The sequence below is a fragment of the Curtobacterium sp. MCLR17_045 genome, assembly GCF_003234405.1.
Lineage (GTDB): Bacteria > Actinomycetota > Actinomycetes > Actinomycetales > Microbacteriaceae > Curtobacterium > Curtobacterium flaccumfaciens.
Genome location: NZ_QKTB01000011.1, coordinates 41,072 through 59,308, shown reverse-complemented (window position 1 = coordinate 59,308; position 18,237 = coordinate 41,072). Strand labels below are relative to the sequence as shown.

General features: G+C 71.8%; 15 protein-coding genes. 9 read left to right on the top strand and 6 right to left on the bottom strand.

The annotated features are described in order from the left end of the window. Nucleotides 1-6 precede the first annotated feature (6 nt). Nucleotides 7-528: a hypothetical protein gene (locus DEJ05_RS18075; protein WP_181433112.1), complete on the top strand. Its 522-nt coding sequence runs from the start codon at nt 7-9 to the stop codon at nt 526-528. A 143-nt stretch (nt 529-671) separates the two neighbouring features. On the opposite strand, the gene DEJ05_RS09305 is transcribed toward DEJ05_RS18075, so the two are convergent. Further along, a complete protein-coding gene (locus DEJ05_RS09305; protein ID WP_111110294.1) occupies nt 672-2,843 on the bottom strand; it encodes a phosphocholine-specific phospholipase C in 2,172 nt (723 codons plus the stop codon). Between the two features lie 240 nt (nt 2,844-3,083). Here DEJ05_RS09305 and DEJ05_RS09300 point away from each other — a divergent pair, with 240 nt between their 5' ends. Next, entirely contained in the window at nt 3,084-3,839 is a 756-nt protein-coding gene (locus DEJ05_RS09300) for a GntR family transcriptional regulator (RefSeq protein ID WP_111110293.1), read from the top strand. An 84-nt stretch (nt 3,840-3,923) separates the two neighbouring features. On the opposite strand, the gene DEJ05_RS09295 is transcribed toward DEJ05_RS09300, so the two are convergent. Continuing rightward, nucleotides 3,924-5,252: a nucleotide disphospho-sugar-binding domain-containing protein gene (locus tag DEJ05_RS09295; protein WP_111110292.1), complete on the bottom strand. Its 1,329-nt coding sequence runs from the start codon at nt 5,250-5,252 to the stop codon at nt 3,924-3,926. 234 nt (nt 5,253-5,486) lie between these two features. Between DEJ05_RS09295 and DEJ05_RS09290 the strand changes: the two genes are divergently transcribed. The 5 genes from DEJ05_RS09290 (at nt 5,487) to DEJ05_RS09270 (ending at nt 11,726) form a co-directional block, all read left to right on the top strand. Then, the gene (locus DEJ05_RS09290) at nt 5,487-6,986 is read left to right on the top strand and encodes an FAD-dependent oxidoreductase (protein ID WP_111110291.1); all 1,500 of its coding nucleotides are present in this window, start codon (nt 5,487-5,489) and stop codon (nt 6,984-6,986) included. 52 nt (nt 6,987-7,038) lie between these two features. Further along, nucleotides 7,039-8,283, top strand: coding sequence for a cytochrome P450 (locus tag DEJ05_RS09285; RefSeq protein ID WP_111110290.1), 1,245 nt, complete (start codon nt 7,039-7,041; stop codon nt 8,281-8,283). A 45-nt stretch (nt 8,284-8,328) separates the two neighbouring features. After that, complete coding sequence (locus tag DEJ05_RS09280; protein WP_111110289.1) at nt 8,329-9,015, top strand: hypothetical protein; 687 nt, start codon at nt 8,329-8,331, stop codon at nt 9,013-9,015. 222 nt (nt 9,016-9,237) lie between these two features. Then, nucleotides 9,238-10,236, top strand: coding sequence for an endonuclease/exonuclease/phosphatase family protein (locus tag DEJ05_RS09275; RefSeq protein ID WP_111110288.1), 999 nt, complete (start codon nt 9,238-9,240; stop codon nt 10,234-10,236). Between the two features lie 149 nt (nt 10,237-10,385). After that, nucleotides 10,386-11,726, top strand: coding sequence for a cation:dicarboxylate symporter family transporter (locus DEJ05_RS09270; RefSeq protein ID WP_111110287.1), 1,341 nt, complete (start codon nt 10,386-10,388; stop codon nt 11,724-11,726). A 26-nt stretch (nt 11,727-11,752) separates the two neighbouring features. On the opposite strand, the gene DEJ05_RS09265 is transcribed toward DEJ05_RS09270, so the two are convergent. Beyond that, nucleotides 11,753-12,265 carry a hypothetical protein gene (locus DEJ05_RS09265; RefSeq protein WP_146245067.1) on the bottom strand — a complete coding sequence of 171 codons (513 nt, stop codon included), beginning with the start codon at nt 12,263-12,265 and terminating at the stop codon, nt 11,753-11,755. 100 nt (nt 12,266-12,365) lie between these two features. Between DEJ05_RS09265 and DEJ05_RS09260 the strand changes: the two genes are divergently transcribed. Next, nucleotides 12,366-13,241: a hypothetical protein gene (locus DEJ05_RS09260; RefSeq protein WP_146245066.1), complete on the top strand. Its 876-nt coding sequence runs from the start codon at nt 12,366-12,368 to the stop codon at nt 13,239-13,241. A gap of 45 nt (nt 13,242-13,286) precedes the next feature. Here DEJ05_RS09260 and DEJ05_RS09255 read toward each other — a convergent pair whose 3' ends face one another. Further along, a complete protein-coding gene (locus tag DEJ05_RS09255; protein ID WP_111030226.1) occupies nt 13,287-13,943 on the bottom strand; it encodes a TetR/AcrR family transcriptional regulator in 657 nt (218 codons plus the stop codon). 188 nt (nt 13,944-14,131) lie between these two features. Here DEJ05_RS09255 and DEJ05_RS09250 point away from each other — a divergent pair, with 188 nt between their 5' ends. Further along, entirely contained in the window at nt 14,132-15,289 is a 1,158-nt protein-coding gene (locus DEJ05_RS09250; protein ID WP_181433111.1) for an alpha/beta hydrolase, read from the top strand. Nucleotides 15,290-15,557: 268 nt separating this feature from the next. Here the strand turns inward: DEJ05_RS09250 and DEJ05_RS09245 are convergent, their stop codons facing one another. Next, the gene (locus tag DEJ05_RS09245) at nt 15,558-16,766 is read right to left on the bottom strand and encodes a glycosyltransferase (RefSeq protein WP_258370573.1); all 1,209 of its coding nucleotides are present in this window, start codon (nt 16,764-16,766) and stop codon (nt 15,558-15,560) included. A 122-nt stretch (nt 16,767-16,888) separates the two neighbouring features. Continuing rightward, on the bottom strand, nt 16,889-18,226 hold the full coding sequence (locus DEJ05_RS09240; RefSeq protein WP_111030223.1) for an ABC transporter substrate-binding protein: 1,338 nt from the start codon (nt 18,224-18,226) through the stop codon (nt 16,889-16,891). Nucleotides 18,227-18,237: the final 11 nt, after the last annotated feature.

The following is an 18,237-nucleotide window of genomic DNA, read 5'->3' as shown; positions in this document are numbered from 1 at the left end:
GTCCTCGTGCGCCGCTCCGTCCGTCTCCTGACCGTCATCGTGATCGTCGCCCTGTTCGCCGTCGGGGTCCTTGCGGCAGTGGTGTTCATCCAGCGTGTGCTGGCAGATCCGGCAAGCGACGTCGCGTGGGTCGGCACCGTCCGGGCGATGGGGTTCATCGTCATCGGGGTCATGCTGACACTGCTCGGACGGCGAGGGCTGCCCGCGGCCGTCGACGCGATCAACTTGCTCGCCGACGCCGGTCCGGTGCGGCCGCTCACGGTCGTGGTGTGGGTCGTCCTCGGCGCCACCATCTACTCGATCCTGCGCGGCTGGACGGTGATCGTCCCCGTCGCGGCCGTCATCGGTGCGATCGTGGTGGCGTTGCCGTTCGTCGAACGCTTCCTGGACGCGGCGCTGGCCCGACAGGCTGCGCGAGCCGACGCCGACGCCGAGGCCGACGCCGACGCCGACGCCGACGCCGACGCCGCCGACGCCGCGACCCCGGTCACACCGGTGGCACCCGCCGGGACCGCCGCCGACGCGTGAGACGGCAAGCGAGACGGCACGCGGGACGGACGTGTGACGGTCACGAGACGGGACGGGAGGCCCGGTGCCAGCTGGCACCGGGCCTCCCGTCCGTCGTGGACGCGGCCTGACCGCCCCTGCCGACCCACGCGGGTCGGCCCGCCTCAGCGCTCCGCGCGCCCGGCGAAGCGGTACCGGAACCCGGGCACACCGTCGGCGGTGACGACCACGTCGTAGTACCCCCACTCGTCGAGCGGCCAGTGCATCGTCTTGTGCCCGGAGCCGCGGACGTGCGCGGTCTCGCGGTGCTCCACGAAGTCGTTGGCCACGAGCACGAAGCGGAGCTCGGCCCGGCCGGTGTTCTCGAGCAGGAGCTGCAGGGTGCGCCGACCGCGGGTGTCCCGGACGACCGAGACGTGCGGGATACCGCCGGTCGCCGGACCACCGACCTCGACGGTGCCGGCGAAGCGCCGGAGGAACCGGTCGGGTCCGTAGACGCTCACGTCGTAGGCGCCGGCGGTCGTCGTGGTGTCCCATGCCCAGTCGGCGGTGGCGCCCACCGTGACGGTCTTCGGGTGGGCGGCGAACGGCATCGCGGTGTTCGGGTACACCAGGAAGTTGACCCCCTGGCGGCCGTCGTTCGCGAGCGTCACCGTGACCCGGCCGGTCCGGTGGTCGACGGTCGCGTCCGCGTGCTGTCGGTAGGGCAGGCTCCGGCGGCGGACGGTGCCGGGCTCCTGGACGGGCACGGTCTGCGCGCCGATCGCGGGTTCCTCGATGGGCGGCTTCGCCTGGTCGGCGTCGGCGGCCGCGACCAGCGCGCGGGTCTGCTCGATGCCGGGGACCACGTCGGCGCCGGGGATGCTCGCGTCGGGGGCGCTGAAGTCGAAGCAGCTCGTCAGGTCCCCGGAGACGGTCCGCCGCCAGTCGGAGATGTTCGGCTCGCGGACGCCCGTGACGTGCTCGAGGAACTGGATCACGGACGTGTGGTCCGCCACCTGCGAGTTGACCCACCCGCCACGGCTCCACGGGGACACCACGGTCATCGGCACGCGGGCGCCCATGCCGATGGGCAGTCCGTCGACGTACTCGTCGGGGGTGCCGGGTTCGGCGAACGGGGGGACGACGTGGTCGAAGTACCCGTCGTTCTCGTCGTAGTTGACGAGCAGGACGGTGGAGGCCCAGGTGTCCGGGTTGCTGAAGAGCGCCTGCACCACGGCGTTCGTGTAGTGGGCGCCGTAGTCCGGGCTGGCGGCCGGGTGCTCGCTCCAGCCGTAGGGGGCGACGACGTACGACACGGTCGGCAGGCTGTTGGTCGCGCAGTCCTGCCCGAACTGGCTGAGCAGGTGGGTGACGTCGAGGCCCTTGCCGGAGTTCGGCTTCCACCCGTCGTGCAGCCCGGCACGCGCGGCGAGCTCCTGTTGCGCGGGATCGGAGGACGCGAGCGCGCGGTGGTACTGCTCGAACAGCCAGAGCGGGTTGTCGCCGTAGTCGCCGACGTACGGGTCGGCGGAGCTGTCGCCGACCTCGTCGTTGGCGTAGGTCTTCCAGGTGACGCCGGCCGCCTGCAGCCGTTCGGCGTAGGTGGTCCAGGCGAACACCGGTTCGTAGTCCGCCGGGTTGTCGGTCGCCGGTCCGCCCTGGGCGCCGCGGGGGTCGATGGTGCCGGACCACTGGTACAGGCGGTTCGGCGTCGTCGGCCCGTTGAGCGAGCAGTGGTAGTCGTCACAGACCGTGAAGGCCCCGGCGAGTGCGCGCTGGTAGGGGATGTCCTCGCTGGTGAAGTAGCCCATCGTCTGGGCGCTCTTCGCGTCGACCCACCGGTTCCAGCCACCGCCGTTCCACGCGGTGTGCCCACCGCCCCAGGAGTGGTCGAGGCCGTCGGCGTTCTGCGCGTTGAACCGGGTGGTATCGAGCCGGAACGGCAGCATCGCGCCACCGTCGGTGCGGGCCGCCGCCGGCTGGTGGAAGACGTCGTGTCCGGTCGGCAGCTCGAGCGCCTGCTTGTCCGAGAACCCGCGGACCCCGGGCATCGTGCCGTAGTAGTGGTCGAACGACCGGTTCTCCTGCATGAGCACGACGACGTGCTTGACGTCGGCGATCGTGCCGGTGGGGACGGCACGGGCGGTCGCGGCGCTGGCGCGGTCGGCCGCGCCCGGTCCGAACGCGGACCCTGCCGCGACGCCGGCCATGATCGCTGCTGCGCCGCCGACCAGGACCGTCCGGCGGCTCAGGCCGGGGCGGACCGCTGCGGTGTACGCCGCGTCCGGGGCCAGCGGTGGTGCGGCGTCCAGGCTGACGTCGGGTGCGCCGTGTTCGGGCTTCCTCGTGCTCATCGCAGGCCTTCCAGGTCGGTGGGAGTGCGGGCGCTGCGGGGGAGGAGCGCCCGTCAGCATGACAACGAGGTGCGCTGAACCGTGCCTTGCCCGGCCGTGGCGGCGGGGTGAACGCGTCCGGTGGAGTCGGGATCGACCTGTCCAGGTGCGCCGTGGCTCGGCCCAGCGGTTCCGGTGTCGATCCCGCGGGGACTCCGACGCACCTGGACAGCTCGGGCTGCAGCGGGGGAGGATCACCGGGTGCGACCACTGTTCCGGGACATCGCCGAGGACCTCGCCGACCGGGTGCTCCGCGGTGAGTTCGACGCCACGGGTGTCCTGCCGGCCGAGCACGACCTGGCGGCCGACTACGCCGTCGCGCGTGGCACCGTGCGGAACGCGCTCGAGCTGCTCCGCGACCGGCAGGTCCTGACGGCACGTGCCGGCTCCCGCTGGCGCGTGCGCACCACGACGCTCGGTCACGACGCGGGCGCGCTCGAGTCCTTCGGTCAACTGGCCAGGGCCCGGGGGCACGAGCCCGGCGGGCGGGTCGTGGCGGTCGAGGAACGGCCGGCCACCGTGCGCGAGCGGCGCCTGTTCCGCGCCGCGCACGACGAGCCCGTCCTGCACGTCGTGCGGGTGCGCTCCCTCGACGGTGTGGACGTCATGCTCGAGCGCACCGCCTACGCGCCGTGGGTCGCCGCCGTCATCCGGACGATCCCCGGCGGGCAGACGTCGGTGTCGGCGACCCTGGAGGACCGGTTCGGCATCCGGGTCGGTGCCGCCGTCACCACCGTGGACGCGCTGCTGGCCGACGACGCCGACGCCGCGCTCCTCGGGGTCCGGCCCGGCGCGGCCCTCCTGCAGGTGCGCCGGTCCAGCACCGCCGAGGACGGCCGCCCGCTCGAGGCCGGCGACGACCGGTACGTCGCCGGGACGGTGCCGCTCCGGATCCGGACGGCGTCCGCAACGGCACCGGCACCGCGGACCGGCACCGGGCACGACGACGCGGGATGAGACGGACGGGAGGCCCGGTGCCAGCTGGCACCGGGCCTCCCGTCCGTCTCCACGCGACCCCACGACGTGGGCCGGCAGGCGGGGTCAGCGTCGCTGTGCGCCGTCCGCGGCGGCGGCCGCCGCCAACCCTGCTTCGATGACGTCGACGGGGTCCGGCAGGGCCGCGATCGACGCCGCGACCTGTCGACTGCGGGCGCGGTGGGTCGGCGTCGCCAGGACCTCGCGGACCGCCCGACGGATCGCCGCCGGTCGTGGCGTCCCGGAACGCAGGTTCCGCCCGCAGCCGGCCCACGCGACCCGGGTGGCGACCTCCGGCTTGTCCTCGGTGGACCCGGCGACCACGAGCGGCACGCCGTGTGCGAGGGCACGCTGCACGCCGCCGAACCCGCCGTTCGTGACGACGACGCTGCACCGCGGCAGCAGCTGGTCGTAGGGCAGGAAGGTCGCCACCCGGGCGTTGGCGGGCAGTGCCGTGCCGAGCGCGCGGTCGACCTGGTCGACGGGGCGGCCACCGGTGGTCGCGACGACGAGGACGTCCTCGTCCGCCAGCGCGCGGAGTGTCGGCGCGATGAGCCGGCCGAGGTCGACGGTGTCGATCGTGCCCTGGGTCACGAGCACCACCGGAGTGTCGGTGTCCAGGTCGCCCCACCACGCGGGCAGGTCGGCCGCGGGCGTCGGTGCCGCCCGGGCCACGACCGGACCGACGAACCGGACCGAGTCGGGGAGCTCGCGCCGGGGGTACTCGAGCTCCGCGACGCTCAGCTGGAACAGGGTGTCGAACGCGCGGTACGCGAAGTCGAAGGTGTCGATCGTCGACGGCGGTGCCCCCACCTCGGCGAGCACGGCGTCCACCGCTCGACGCAGCGGCCGGGTGAGCACGGGGTGGATCGCGGCGGTGAGCAGTCGGTTGCGCACCCGCGCCAGTGGCCCGCGACCCGGCGCGAGTGCGGTGCCGAAGGGGGCGGCGTCGACGCTGGTGAGCGTCACCGGGGTGGTCGCGATCCCGAGCACGGGCAGGCGGTCGCCCGGCGGCAGCGCGAGGTACGGCGCGAGCCCGGTGAACGTCGCTTCGCCGAGCACCGCGTCGAACCGGCTCGTTGCCAGCAGCGCCGTCAGCGCGCGGTACTGGGAGGGGATCGGCCGGACGAACATCGCGATGATGCCCTCGCGGACAACAGCGATCCCGCGTGCAGCAGTGGCGTCGGCGAGCCGGTCCTGCAGGTCGGCGTCGTCGAAGTCGACGTCGGTCGGCAGCGCCACGAACCGGAGCCCGGCGCCGACGACGAGCTCGCGGTACTTGGACCCCGTCAGCACGGTGATCTCGTGGCCGCGTTCGGCGAGGTCGCGGCCCACGTCGACGAGGGGTGCGAGGTGGCCGTAGACGGGCGGGGCGCAGAGCAGGTACGAGGACACGGGGGCCGCTTCCGTCGGGGGATGGCCGGACGTTCGGAGCGTAGGCGCGGCGAGCAGGCGCGTGGCGCGGCACGGACTGGGAGTGGGTGAGAGTCCTCGAGCACAGGACGGCACACACGTCGGCGCATTGCTGACGTACTGCGTCCGCAGTAGTCGGGGCGCTCCCGCTGCAGTACCGCTCGCGCTCCGGATCGGCGCACGCTGAGGACCACCACACCCCGACGAGAGGACTCCATGGACATCGCAGTCGACATGACGAAGTGCCAGAGCTACGCCCAGTGCTGCTTCCTCGCACCCGGCGTGTTCCGGTTCGAGGGGGAGGAAGCGTTGGTCTACAACCCGAACCCGAGCGACGAGGAACGCTCTCGCGTCCTGGAGTCCGCGGCGGCGTGTCCGGTGCAGGCGATCCGTGTCGGGGGAACGCGCCTCCCGGTCCGTCACGCCGATACCGCCGTGCGCGGTGCCGCGCCGTTGACGTCGAGCGACGCGGTCGTCATCGTCGGTGCATCGCTCGCCGGCCTCCGTGCCGCAGAGACGGTGCGCGCAATGGGGTTCACCGGCGAGCTCACGATCGTCGGGGACGAGCCGCACCGGCCCTACGACCGCCCGCCGCTGTCGAAACAGGTGCTCACCGGCGTCGTCGGCACCACCACGACGACCCTCCCGCACGCGGCCGACCTGGACGTCGACTGGCGCCTGGGCCACGCAGCGGTCTCGTTGGACACGTCCGCCCGGGAGGTCGTCCTCGACGGTGGGGAGCGCGTCCGGTACACCCGGTTGCTGATCGCCACCGGACGTCGCTCCCGGCCGTGGCCCGTCGAGTCCGAGGCCGCCCTGCACGGCGTCTTCGTGCTGCGGACGGCAGACGACGCCGCACGGATCCGCACCCGGTTGGAGGACCGACCTGGTCGAGTGCTGGTGATCGGCGGTGGGTTCACCGGCGGCGAGATCGCGTCGTCGTGCAGCACGCTCGGCATCCCCGTCACCGTCGTCGATCGCGGGCCGGCTCCGATGGTGAAGGTCTTCGGGACCGCGATCGGACGGATGATGGCGGATGTCCAGCGCGAACACGGTGTGGACCTCCGGACCGGCACCGGCGTGGTGTCGTTGCTCGACGACGACAGCGGACGGCTCTGCGGTGCTCGACTCACCGACGGTTCCACCGTCGACGTCGACCTGGCGGTCGTCGCTGTCGGGGCCGTTCCCAACAGTGAATGGCTCACCGGGTCCGGTGTCGCACAGGACGCCGGTGGGGTGCTGTGCGACGTCGCGCAACGGGCGCTCGACACCGACGGGCAACCGATGGACGACGTCTTCGTCGCCGGCGACGTCGCGCGGCACCCGAACCCGTCGGCGGGCCCCGGCCCCTGGACGAGCGAGCACTGGGGTGCCGCGGTCAGCCAGGCCGACGTCGCAGCGCGGAACCTCGTGCACGACAGCCACGTGCCGCACGAGAGCACCGCGGTCTTCTGGACGATGCAGTTCGGCAACGTCCTCAAGGCCGTCGGAGAGCCGTCCGTCGCGGACTCCGCGCAGGTCGCCCAGGGGTCCCTCGACGAGCGATCCGGTGTCGTCACGTTCGGCAGGGACGGACGCCTGGTGGCCGCCGTCGCCGTCAACCAGGCGAAGTGGCTGCCGTACTACCGCGCGCAGATCGCCGCTGGTGCGACCTTCCCGCTCGAGGACCCGACCGTCGACCCGTCACGGGATCCCGGAGTGGCCGCAGCACGCTAGCGGACCGCTCCCACCACCACCGATCAGAGCCAGACGACAGGAGCAGAACCCAATGACGAACAACCCGCACACCGCGTCGACGACGTGGGACACGTTGCTCGAGCAGGACAACCGGCACGACCCCAACCCCCTCTACGCGCAGCTGCGCACCCACCCGGTGCAGCAGCTGGACAACGACGCGTTCCTCGTCACCGGGTACGACGAGGTCGTGCAGCTCATGCACGACCCGCGGATCAGCTCCGACCCCATGGCGAAGCACCGCGCCGAGGGTGCCGATCCGGGCGAACCCGCGCTGACGTCGGCGTTCGTCATGACGGACCCGCCCGTGCACGACCGCCTGCGCCGGCAGACGATGCGCCACTTCGGACCGCCGCACGCCGCCGACTACATCGACGGGCTCCGACAGGACATCGATGCCATCACGAACGACCTCATCGACGGGTTCGCCGGACGCACCGAGATCGACGTCGTGGAGTCGTTCGCGTACCCGCTGCCGGTCGCGATGATCTGCGACGTGCTCGGCGTCCCGCCGGAGGACGAGCCCCGCTTCCACGCCTGGAGTTCAGCCATCATCGCGCCGCCGGAGGCCACGGACGACGCCGACGCCGCGGTCAAGCGGCGCGAAGCAGACGAGGCCAGCCGTGAGCTGGCTGCGTACCTCGGCGCACTCGCCGAGTCGCGGCGCGGCACACCGCAGGGCGACCTGCTCTCCGGACTCGTCAACGACCACGGCCCCGACGGGCCGATGTCGCAGACGGAGGTGCTCAACACGTCCATCATGCTGCTCGTCGGCGGGCACGAGACCACCGTCAACATGATCGCCAACGGCACCCTCACCATGCTGCGCCACCCCGACACCATCGAGCTGATCCGCGACAACCCGCACACCATCGCGCAGGTGTTCGAGGAGCTCATCCGAGTCGAACCGCCGGCGCAGGTGACCCCGAAGTACATCGCCCTCGCCGACGTCGCCGTCGCAGGCGTCACCATCCCCGAGGGCGCACCCGTCTGGATCGCCTGGGCTGCAGCGAACCGCGACCCCCGGCACTTCCCCGAGCCGGACCGGTTCGACCCGCACCGCGCGGGCAACGACCACCTGAGCTTCGGCGCCGGGATCCACGCGTGCTTCGGCGCCCCACTGGCGCGGTTGGAGACCCAGATCGCCCTCGCCACCCTGTTCCGGCGGCTCGTCAACCCGAGGCTGGTGCTCGACCCGCCGCCGTACCGCCGCAACGCGCTCCTCCGGGGTCCGAGTGAGCTCCGTGTCACCTTCGACGGAGTCCGACCCGCCGCCTGACCGGAGCCCTGTCGGCGTCGCTGAGCCCGGGGCTAGGGTCGCTGCATGACCACACCCGCGGGGGCGAGTTCGGGCAACGGCTACTGGCGCGGCCAGATCGGGGCGACGGCCCTGTTCGGCGTCGGCCTGGTGGCGTGCAGCGTGGTGCTCTTCCGGGTGGACCCCGACGAGCCGGGGCGAGCGGTCCTGCTCGCGTTCGGGGGCCTGCTCTTCCTCACCACGCTCGGTTGGGCGGTCGACGCCGCGACCCGCTCGGACCCCCGGCAGCGCGCGCTCTTCGCGTGGGCCATCGCCCAGCACGAGGCTGCGGGGCACGGCAACGACGGCCTCGCGCTGGCCGATGCGGCCCGTGCCCGCGACGGTGCGCTCGACGCCGAACGGATCCGGGCGCTGCAGGCGCTCCGCCCCGACAACCCGTACCCGGGCGGCCCACTCGACGACGACCCGGACGGTGGGACCGCCGGAATTCGCGAGACGGGAGCGAACCGACTCGGGGTCGCGCTCCTCGCGCTGTTCCTCGCGTTGACCGGGCTGTACAGCAGCTGCTGGCCATCAGTGTTCGTGCTCGGGTGGCCGTTCCAGTTCGTCGCGTCGATCCTCTCGGTGGTCGCGATCGTGCGGCCCGGTCGCGGACGCCGGCTCGGCGTCGTCGCGGCGATCGTCTCGGTGCTCGGCACCCTCGTGACGGTCGGCATGCTCGTGTGGCACGTGGTCGAGGCGAACGGCAGCTAGCTGCCCGCGGTCGCGTGTGCGGCTCGCGACGTGCGCGGGTGACGGACTGGAGGCCCGGTGCCAGCTGGCACCGGGCCTCCAGTCCGGTGTCGTGACGCCCCACGGCGTGGGCTGGTGCCCCACGCCGCTGCGGGTGCGGCGGGTGCTGGGACCCAGCAGGATCCTCAGCGCGAGGTCGCCGTTCACCGGCGGCTGCAGGCTGCCGTGCACGAGGATCCGAGGGTGCCTCGTCGTCGTGCTGCCGTCCGGACCGCCGTGGTGGTCGTGATCGTGCTGCTGGTCGCCGTCCTCGGTGCCGTCTTCGTCGCTGCTCCGTGGCTCGGTGTCGGGCGGGCTCCGGTGCTCGCCGCCGTGCTGCCGGCCCGGTCCCTCGTGACCGCGGGACTGGTCGCTGCCGGTCTCGCCCTGGTGTTCGTCGCCGTCGTCCTGCGACGCACGCGAGCCGTGCGGCTGGTCGCTGCGTCGCTCGGTGCGGCCCTGCTCGTCGTCGCCGTGGCGAACACGGCGGTGCTCGGCGTGCGGGGATGGGACGTGCGGCCGGTCGACGGTGCCCGGGGTGCGCTCCGGGTGTTCGAGTGGAACACCAACGGCGGACTCGTCGGTGCGCAGGGCATCGCCCGTGCGGCGCTGTCCGCACGGGCGGACGTCGTCGTGCTCCCCGACGCGGGGGACCGACGGGCCGCCACCGCGGTGGCGCGGTCGATGGGGCAGCACGGTCGGCCGGTGCGGGTGTTCATGGGTGGTGCCGGCACGCAGGTGGCGGTGCTCGTCGGGGCCGACCGCGCGTCCGGCGCCTCGATGTCGCCCGGCATCGATCGGGTGAAGACGATGACGGTGTCCGGGCCGTCGATCCCGACGATCGTCGCCGTGCACGCGCCGCAACCGATCGGGCGGGGCCTGGCGGGCTGGCGGACCGATCTGCGGTGGATCGGCGAGCAGTGCGGCCGCGGCGCTGACGTGGTCGTGTCGGGGGATTTCAACGGATCGGTCGACAGCTTCGACGACGGACGTCTCGGTTCGTGCCGGGACGCCGCGTCCACCGTGCACGCCGCGGCGCTCGGTACGTGGCCGACGTGGCTCGATCCGCGGCTGGCGATGCCCATCGACCACACCCTGGTCGGTCCGTCGGTCGGAGTCGTCCGGTCGTGGAGCGTGCTGACGAGCCAGGACGAGTCCGGTGCTCGGCACCGGCCGACCCTGACGGTCGTCGGCGGCAGCTGACCCCTGTTCCGGTGGGCGTGCGGCCCTGTTTCGGTGGGCGTGCGGCCCTGTTTCGGTGGGCGTGCGGCCCTGTTTCGGTGGACGTGCGGCGCGGCAGGTGGGAACAGACTCGCAACGTCGACGAAACACGCGCGCGGTGGGGTGGATCCATGGACGTCACCACCACGGATCGTGCTCCCGCTCGCTGGTACCACTCGCTGTTCGTGCAGATCGCGATCGGGGTGGCCCTCGGCATCGCCGTCGGGGTCTGCTTCCCCGCGGCCGCGCCGGTGCTCAACGTGGTGGGGCAGGGGTTCATCCGGCTGATCGAGATGGTCATCGCGCCGCTGGTGTTCATCGTCGTGGTGACGGGCATCGTGCACGTCGGTGACCTGCGCTCCGTGGGACGGATCGCCGGCAAGGCGATGATCTACTTCCTGCTCGCGTCGTCGTGCGCGCTCGTGTTCGGCCTGCTGGTCGGCAACCTCGTGCGCCCCGGGGCCGGCCTGCGGATCGACCCGTCGTCGCTCGACGCCTCGGCCGTGGCGGCGAAGACCGCGGGCGGCACGGCTCCGGACGCGGGGACGTTCATCCTCGACCTCATCCCGTCGAGCGTCGTGAACGCGTTCGCGACGAACGACATCCTGCAGGTGCTCGTCTTCGCGGTGTTCGTCGGCGCGGCGATCGCCGCGATCGGCAGTGACCGTGCGCGGCCGCTCGTGCGGGGCCTCGACCTGTGCCTGGAGGTCGTCTACCGGATCCTGGGCTGGGTGATGCGTCTGTCGCCGCTCGGTGCGTTCGGGGCGATGGCGTACGTGGTCGGGCAGTACGGCATCGACACCCTGGGTTCGTACGGGCTGCTGATCGCCGCCTGCTACGGCGCAGCGGCGGTGTTCATCGTGGCGCTGCTCGTCGGCGGACGACTGCTGTCCGGGGTGCCGATCTGGCGGTTCGTCTGGCACACCCGGGCCGAGTTCGGGCTGGCCCTGGGCACCGCGTCGACCGAGGCCGTGCTGCCGCGGATGATCACGCGGCTCACCGAGGTCGGCGTCTCACGGAGCGTCGCCGGGCTCGTCGTGCCGACGGGGTACTCGTTCAACCTGGACGGGGCGGCGATCTACCTGTCGATCTCGCTGCTGTTCCTGACCCAGGCGTTCGGGGTGCCGCTGACGCTCGAGCAGCAGGTGGCCGCACTCGGGGTGCTGTTGCTGACGTCGAAGGGCATGGCCGGGGTGCCGGGCTCGTCGTTCCTGGCGCTGTCCGCGACGGCGACGAGTCTCGGGCTGTTCCCGGTCGCGGGCGTCGCGCTGCTGCTCGGTGCCGACCGGATCATGGACGCGATGCGGGTGAGCGTCAACCTGCTCGGCAACTGCGTCGCGACGCTCGTGGTGGCGCGGTGGCAGGGCGAGCTCGACCGTGATCGGGTGGACGCGGTGCTGCGGCCCGGGCGCGGGGTGCGGCCGTCGTCGGAGCCATCGCCCGCAGCGGCGGTGTCGGCGCCGGTTCGCTGAGGGGTCGGGGCGCGCTCGCGGCACGGTCAGCGTTCGAGGACGGCGCGCTGCTGGTCGTACTGCTGGCGGGTCCGGTGGCCGCCCATCTTGCGGACGACGGCGCCCGAGGGGTCACGCGTGATCCGCCACCAGATCGCGATGCAGAGCGCGTCGACCGGCAGAGCCGTGCCGAGTCCGACCAGGAGCTGCCTGCCGAGGTCCGTCCGCCACGGCAGACCCGAGACCTCGAGCGCGGTGAAGACGAGCAGACAAACCACGATGGTGATCGGGCTGAGCCAGAGCTTCCGCACGGTGCGTTGACGTGCCACGTCGATCTCCGCCAGCTGCGCCAACGGCAGCGTCGAACCGACGTGCTCGCGGGGCTCGCCACCGACGATGACGGCGGCAGGGCCGGGGGTGGTCGCTGTGTCGTCCGCGTCCGTGGCGGGTCGCCACACCACGTCGTCCAGGTGCTCCAGGTCGTCGTCGACGCGGAACCAGCCGCCTTCGAAGCCGTCGGCAGCGGCGTCGGGATCGGCGCGAGGCGTGGTCGTGGTCACGTCGGTCATCTTGGCAGCAACAGAGGCCGCTTGGACACCACCGCTTCGGGGGTGGGGCGGAGGCGTCGCCCGCGGACCCGGGGCTCGTTCTGCTGGCAGGATGGTCCCCGACACCACGGGGGCGGGGGCCGGCATGGGCACGGAACAGCAGGACTGGCGTGACCAGGGGACGGGCCCGACGACGGGGCGAGGGAACGCGATCGCCATCGCACTCGTGCTGCCCGTGCTGCTCGTCGTGAGCTGGGCGGTCCAGATCGGGGCGTACCTGGCGCGCGACTTCGGGTCGATGGACGACCGGCTCGGTGCCGGGGGCGTGTTGGCACGGCTGGTGATCGGCGCCGTGCTCGCCGTGGGGATCCCAGTGGTCGTGCTCGTCGTGCAGGTCCGGGCTCGTCGGCGCGAACCGCGGCACTCGCTGGCCGCCGTGGTCGCGGCGATCGTCGTGCTGGTCATCGCCGTACCGTGGAACGGCCTGGTCCTGACGTCACAGGTGCGGAGCATGGTCGCCGATGCCCGACAGCGCGCGCAGCCCGCGACCGCCGCCGAGCGGCACTTCGCCCACGGTGACGCCCGGGCCACGCTCGAGCGGATCGGGGACCGCACCGTGCGGATCCTCGGCGGCGACCGGAAGTCCGCCTACCGCGATGGCGAGCGAGCCGGTGGTGCGTACAGCGAGGAGTGCCAGCTGTCGAACGCCCACCAGGGGGTGCGGTGGATGTACTGGTACGACCCGGGGGAGTACACCGACGAGCAGGGCAACGAGTTGCTGCCCGAGGACCACACGTTGATCGAGGGTGCGAACCGCGACGTGGACGGAGTCCGGGAGTACTGGGCGTCCGAGGGCATCGACGCGCGGTCGGAAGAGGACACGGTGCCCGACCAGATCGCGCCGACCGCCGACTGGCTCGAGAGCGGCTCGTCGTACACACGGCCCGGTCCGGACGTCGACTTCCGCACGATCTGCCTCGTGCGCTGACCCGGGAGTCGTCGGGTCGTCGCTCCGGCGCAGTGGATCGACAGCTCAGGTGGGTCGGTTGTTCTGGCCGTAGCCGGTTCGTGACCCCTCGATTGCGCTGTCGAGCATCCGGGTCCAGGTGGCCCTGGACTCTGTGCTGAGGTCCCCGCCCTCGTTCAGGAGCCAGTGGCTCGAGGCGACCGTGACGCCGCTCATGAGCGATCCAACGAGCAGATCGACTTCGAGACGGCTCCAACTCGGGTAGCGGGTGGAGACGTGCTCGGCCAGGTGCAGCGAGGTTCGGTCCATGACCTGTCGGAGCAGGGCTTCGTGCCGGGGTGACGCTTCGTCGCCTCGCCCGACGACTGCTCCGACGGACACGATCACGTCGGGCATGCTCGTGGCGCGCAATGACCGAGACACCTCGTCAAAGACAGCGGCACGAGAACCGTCGGTCCCTGGCGCGGCCGCACTCACTTCGTCGAACGTCGCCCACGCAGTCTCGAACTGCTCGACACTCGCCGTCACCAAGACGTCTGACACCGAAGGGAAGTAGTTGAACACCGTCGCCCGAGACATGTCAGCACGCTCGGCGAGTTCTTCGACGGTGAAGGCGGGGCCACCCCGCTCGGCGACCAACGCGATGGCCGCGTCGAGGATCGCGCGTCGTGAGCGGGCCTTCAACATCTCGCGGCGTCCGCGCGGGATTGCAGGGGAACTCATACGCCGAGTGTAACGCCCAAGAGCTAGACGGCGTCGATGTTTAGACGTAGTCTCGATTCACCACGTCGGCTTGCATGAAGGGCACCATGAGCACGAACGAGCAGTCACCCCAGTCCCTACCTCCGCAGGACGAGCGGACTGGCAGAGACCGTCCGGCGCGTTTCCGGTGGGCGCGGACCGTCGCTGCCGTGGTCGGCGCCGTCCTGGGGGGCCTTGTTGTCGTCCTCGCTGCCGGGAACCTCGTTCCCGCGACGAGCAACATCGTGACGCTCGGCGGCTCGATGGCCTGGGGCTATTTCGCGCCACACCTGGTGATCGTCAGTGTCATCGCTGTTCTTCTCTGCGTTCCCCTCTGGCGGGCACGGCGACGACCCGTGATCCGGGGCATCGCCTCTGTTCTCGCCCTTGGGGCGCTGGTCGCCTCGACCGGCATCACCGCAGCCCTGGTGCATTCGGCGACGGCGAACGGCGGTTCCGTGAACTTCGCCCGCACTCTGGCGCTGACGAACACGCCCGTGACCCCGACCAAGATCACGACCTACGTCACGGCTGGCGGCAAGGCCCAGCAAGCGCGCATCTACGAACCCAAGGGCGGCCCGAAGGGCGCGCCGGTGATGATGTACATCCATGGCGGCGGCTGGTACGGCGGTACTGCGGAAGAGTCCGACAGTCTCGCGCAGCGGTGGGCCGATCGGGGTTGGTACGTCGTCAACGTCGACTACCGGCTCGCGGACGCCACGCACGCAACATGGGACGAAGCCCCCGCCGACGTCGCCTGCGCCCTGACCTGGACGGACAAGCTGGCGAAGGACGTCGGCGCTGACACCGGCAAGCTGACCGTCATGGGTGACTCCGCAGGCGGCCACCTCGCCATGCTCCTCGGCTGGTCCGCCGCCGCGGGTGCCGCCCCCTCCACGTGCCCCGGAGCTGGCAAGGTCCCCGTTCCCGACGCCGTCGTGGCCGGGTATCCCGTGAGCAACATCGACTACACGTACGACCACGGCGCCTCACCCCTGCCGAGCTTCAACCCGCAGGAGTTCACGCGGTTCTTCCTCGGTGGCGCACCTGCTGATGTCCCCGACCACGTCCGAGCAGTGTCGCCCTCGACCTACCTCAGCGCCGCGATCCCGGCGACTCTCGTCCTGCAGCCCGAGCGAGATGACTTCATCCCCGCCAAGGGCAACGACGAGGTGATGAAACAGGCGAAACAAGCGGGCGCCGACGCGACGATCGTGCAGGTCCCCTTCGCTTGGCACGGATTCGACGCCACAGAGGACAGCATCGGCGGCCAGGTCAAGATGACCGTCACCGAGAACTGGCTCGAGAAGCGCAACCTTGCCCCCTAGGAAACCTGCTGACGATCCGAGACGTGAGCGGCGAGGTGCCTCGATGGCCGCTTCGCGGTCCTGCATCGGCTGTTCAGCTATGAGCTCGGCGCCGCAGGCATACCGACGGCCGCGGAGGAGGGTCATGCGCGGCCGGACAGCGGTAGCGATGCAGGTTGGGAACTCGCGCCGAACTCGCCCAAGGCCGCAGGCGCCGACAGACCCTCGCTCACCAACGAGCTGACCGTCGGACAGCCGCGCCGCCGTGGTGTGGCGGGACCTGCGCTCCTCACCGCGGGGCGGGCGTCCAGCCGACCAGGCGCTCGACGGCGGCCAGGACGACGGCCGGAGGTTCGCCCGTCGCGATCTCGGTCCGGACCCGTCCGGCTGCGACGCGGAACGACGGCTCGGTCAGGAGTCGCGACGCGGTGGTGCGGATGTCCGCCGGGGTCGCCGTCGCTGCGTCGAGGACGAGTCCGGCGCCCAGGGCCTCGACGCAGCCGCCGTTCGGCAACTGGTCCGCACCGAGCGGCAGGACCAGCAGGGGCACCCCGTGCGCGAGTGCCCCGGTCACCGATCCGGACCCGCCGTGGTTCACCACGAGGTCCACGAGCCCGAGCACCGAGTCCTGCGGGACGTACTGCTCGATCCGGATCGCTCCCGGCCCCGCCGGCACCGGGAAGGTCGTCGGGTCGACCCAGGGTCCGGTCGTCACGAGGATCCGTGCCGGCAGGGCGGCGAGGGCGTCGATGAGCCGAGCGAACAGGTCACCTGACTTCGTGTTGAACTCGGTGCCGAGCGTGACGTAGACGCGCGGTCCGTTGCCGGCGGCCAACCACGCCGCGGCGTCCGACGGTGGTGACGACCAGGTGTCCGGTCGCATCCGGATCACCGGACCATGCAGCTCCTGCCCGGATCGCATCGACGCCGGGAACGGGATGACGGTGAGCGCGCCGCCGAGCATGTGCTGCTGCGGGTCGGGCCCGAGTCCCGCGCGTCGGCGGAGCGCCTCGAGCGGCTCTCGCACCGCGTCGCGCCAGGTCCCACCGGCCGAGGCGAAGGCCAGGACCACCACGCACGGCACCCCGGCTCGTTCGGCGGCGGTCATCGCGCCGAAGTCGAACTCCCCGCAGACCACGAGGTCGGCCGTCCACCGTGTGACCAGCCGTCCGACGTCGACGACGGCCCCGGCGGCCGCGTCTCCCAGGAACACCTGGGGGACGCGGGTGAGCACCGTGCTCGGGTCGATCGGGGTCAGGGTGCCGGTGCCCGGCCTGCTCGCCGGCAGCTCCACGTCCCGCGGCTGCCGGTGCGAGAACCCGGTCTGTTCGAGGACCGCCTCGCGTGCGCCGCTCAGTGCGGTCCGGTGTCCGGCAGCACTGGCCGCGCGGGCGAGCGGCAGCATCGGCGCGAGGTGTCCCCGCCCCCGTGGGAACGAGAACACGATGCGCAGGGGTTCCGGATCCCCGTAGCCGGGCCGGCCGTTCGCAGCAGACACCACAGGGCTCCGATCGTCGCGCGGGCTGCCTGCCCGCTTCGTCAGACAACCGTATGGCGAACGACGGTCGTGCTCCATGAACCCTTGGTCAGCCTCGCGGGGCGCTCACGCGCCGACCGTGCTCACTTGCCAGCGGCCTCGTTGTAGGACTCGATCTGCTTGCCGGCCTGCTGCTCCGCATCGGTCATGGTCGACTCGACGTCGGCACCCTCGACGATCCGGTTGAAGGCGCCGATGACGGTGGCGCGCACCGTCGGGAACGCTCCGGTGATGCAGCCGGCCGCGGCGACGCTCGTGGGGTCGTCGGCGAGCTGCTGGTACATCGTGGCGATGTTCGGGTCGGACAGGGAGCGCTTGCCCACGGTGGTGTCCTGGGCGTCGGTGTTCATCGCGACGTAGCCGGTCGCCTTCGCCCACTCGGCCTGCACGTCCGGCGTCTGGAGCCACTTGGCGAACGTGTACGACGCCTGCTGCTCGGCGGACGAGTGGCCCTTGCCGGAGATCCACAGCGCGTTGCCGCCGATGACCTGCCCGGCGTCGTCGGAGGCCGACGTCGTGGGGAACCGGGCGACGACGGACTTCGAGCCGTTCGGGTCGACCGTCGTGTAGGCACCGGACGAGGTCAGCAGCATCCCGACCTTGTTGCTCGAGAACGCTGAGTTCTGGACGGTCGAGTCGGTGCCGGGGTTCAGGGCGGCGCCGTCCTGGTAGAGCTTCTGCAGCGTGGTCATGAACTGCACCTGGGTGTCCGAGGTGAGCGAGACGCCGGTGACCGGCTTGCCCTTCCGCCCGTTGTCCGGCGTGCAGAAGGGCTGGCCGCCCGAGGCGCTGAGCTCCTCGAGCATCCACGAGTCGCCCATGTTCATGCTCATGCCGTAGCCACCGGTCGCGGCGTGGATCTTCTCGGCCCAGGTCGCGACCTGCGCCAACGTCTTCGGCGGCTTCGTCGCGTCGAGGCCGGCCTTCGCGACGAGTGCCTTGTTCAGGTAGAGCACGGGCATCGAGACCGAGAACGGCATCGCCGCGAGTGCCTTGCCGTCGCTGTAGTAGGTCGCGGCGGCCGGGGCGATCGTGTCGGCGCCCGATGTCGAGCCGCTGATCTTCGCGGGCGACACCGTCTGGCCGGAGTCGATCATGAAACCGGTCGACACGTCGTTCATCATGAGCAGGTCCGGCGTCGAGCCGGACTGCACCGCCGCCGTGTACTTCGTCTGGACGGCCGCGTAGTCGCCCTGGAACGACGACTTCACGGTGATGTGCTGGTCGTTCTCCTTGTTGAAGCGGGCGACGAGCGCGTCGAGCTCGGTCGCGGGCGGCCCGGACATGGCGTGCCAGAAGTCGACGGTGACGGGGCCGGAGCTGTCCGACGCGGAGCTCGACGTGGAGCACCCGGTCAGGGCGAGGACCGCGACGGCCCCGGTGGCGAGTGCGGTGAGGGCGGTGGAACGACGTGCGGGCATGGTGCGTCCTT

Excerpts from the sequence above, each read along its gene's own strand:
- DEJ05_RS09280 (WP_111110289.1), top strand. The coding sequence starts at position 8,329 with ATGACCACACCCGCGGGGGCGAGTTCGGGCAACGGCTACTGGCGCGGC.
- DEJ05_RS09255 (WP_111030226.1), bottom strand. The coding sequence starts at position 13,943 with ATGAGTTCCCCTGCAATCCCGCGCGGACGCCGCGAGATGTTGAAGGCC.
- DEJ05_RS09285 (WP_111110290.1), top strand. The coding sequence starts at position 7,039 with ATGACGAACAACCCGCACACCGCGTCGACGACGTGGGACACGTTGCTC.
- DEJ05_RS09270 (WP_111110287.1), top strand. The coding sequence starts at position 10,386 with ATGGACGTCACCACCACGGATCGTGCTCCCGCTCGCTGGTACCACTCG.
- DEJ05_RS09240 (WP_111030223.1), bottom strand. The coding sequence starts at position 18,226 with ATGCCCGCACGTCGTTCCACCGCCCTCACCGCACTCGCCACCGGGGCC.
- DEJ05_RS09305 (WP_111110294.1), bottom strand. The coding sequence starts at position 2,843 with ATGAGCACGAGGAAGCCCGAACACGGCGCACCCGACGTCAGCCTGGAC.
- DEJ05_RS09260 (WP_146245066.1), top strand. The coding sequence starts at position 12,366 with ATGGTCCCCGACACCACGGGGGCGGGGGCCGGCATGGGCACGGAACAG.
- DEJ05_RS09290 (WP_111110291.1), top strand. The coding sequence starts at position 5,487 with ATGGACATCGCAGTCGACATGACGAAGTGCCAGAGCTACGCCCAGTGC.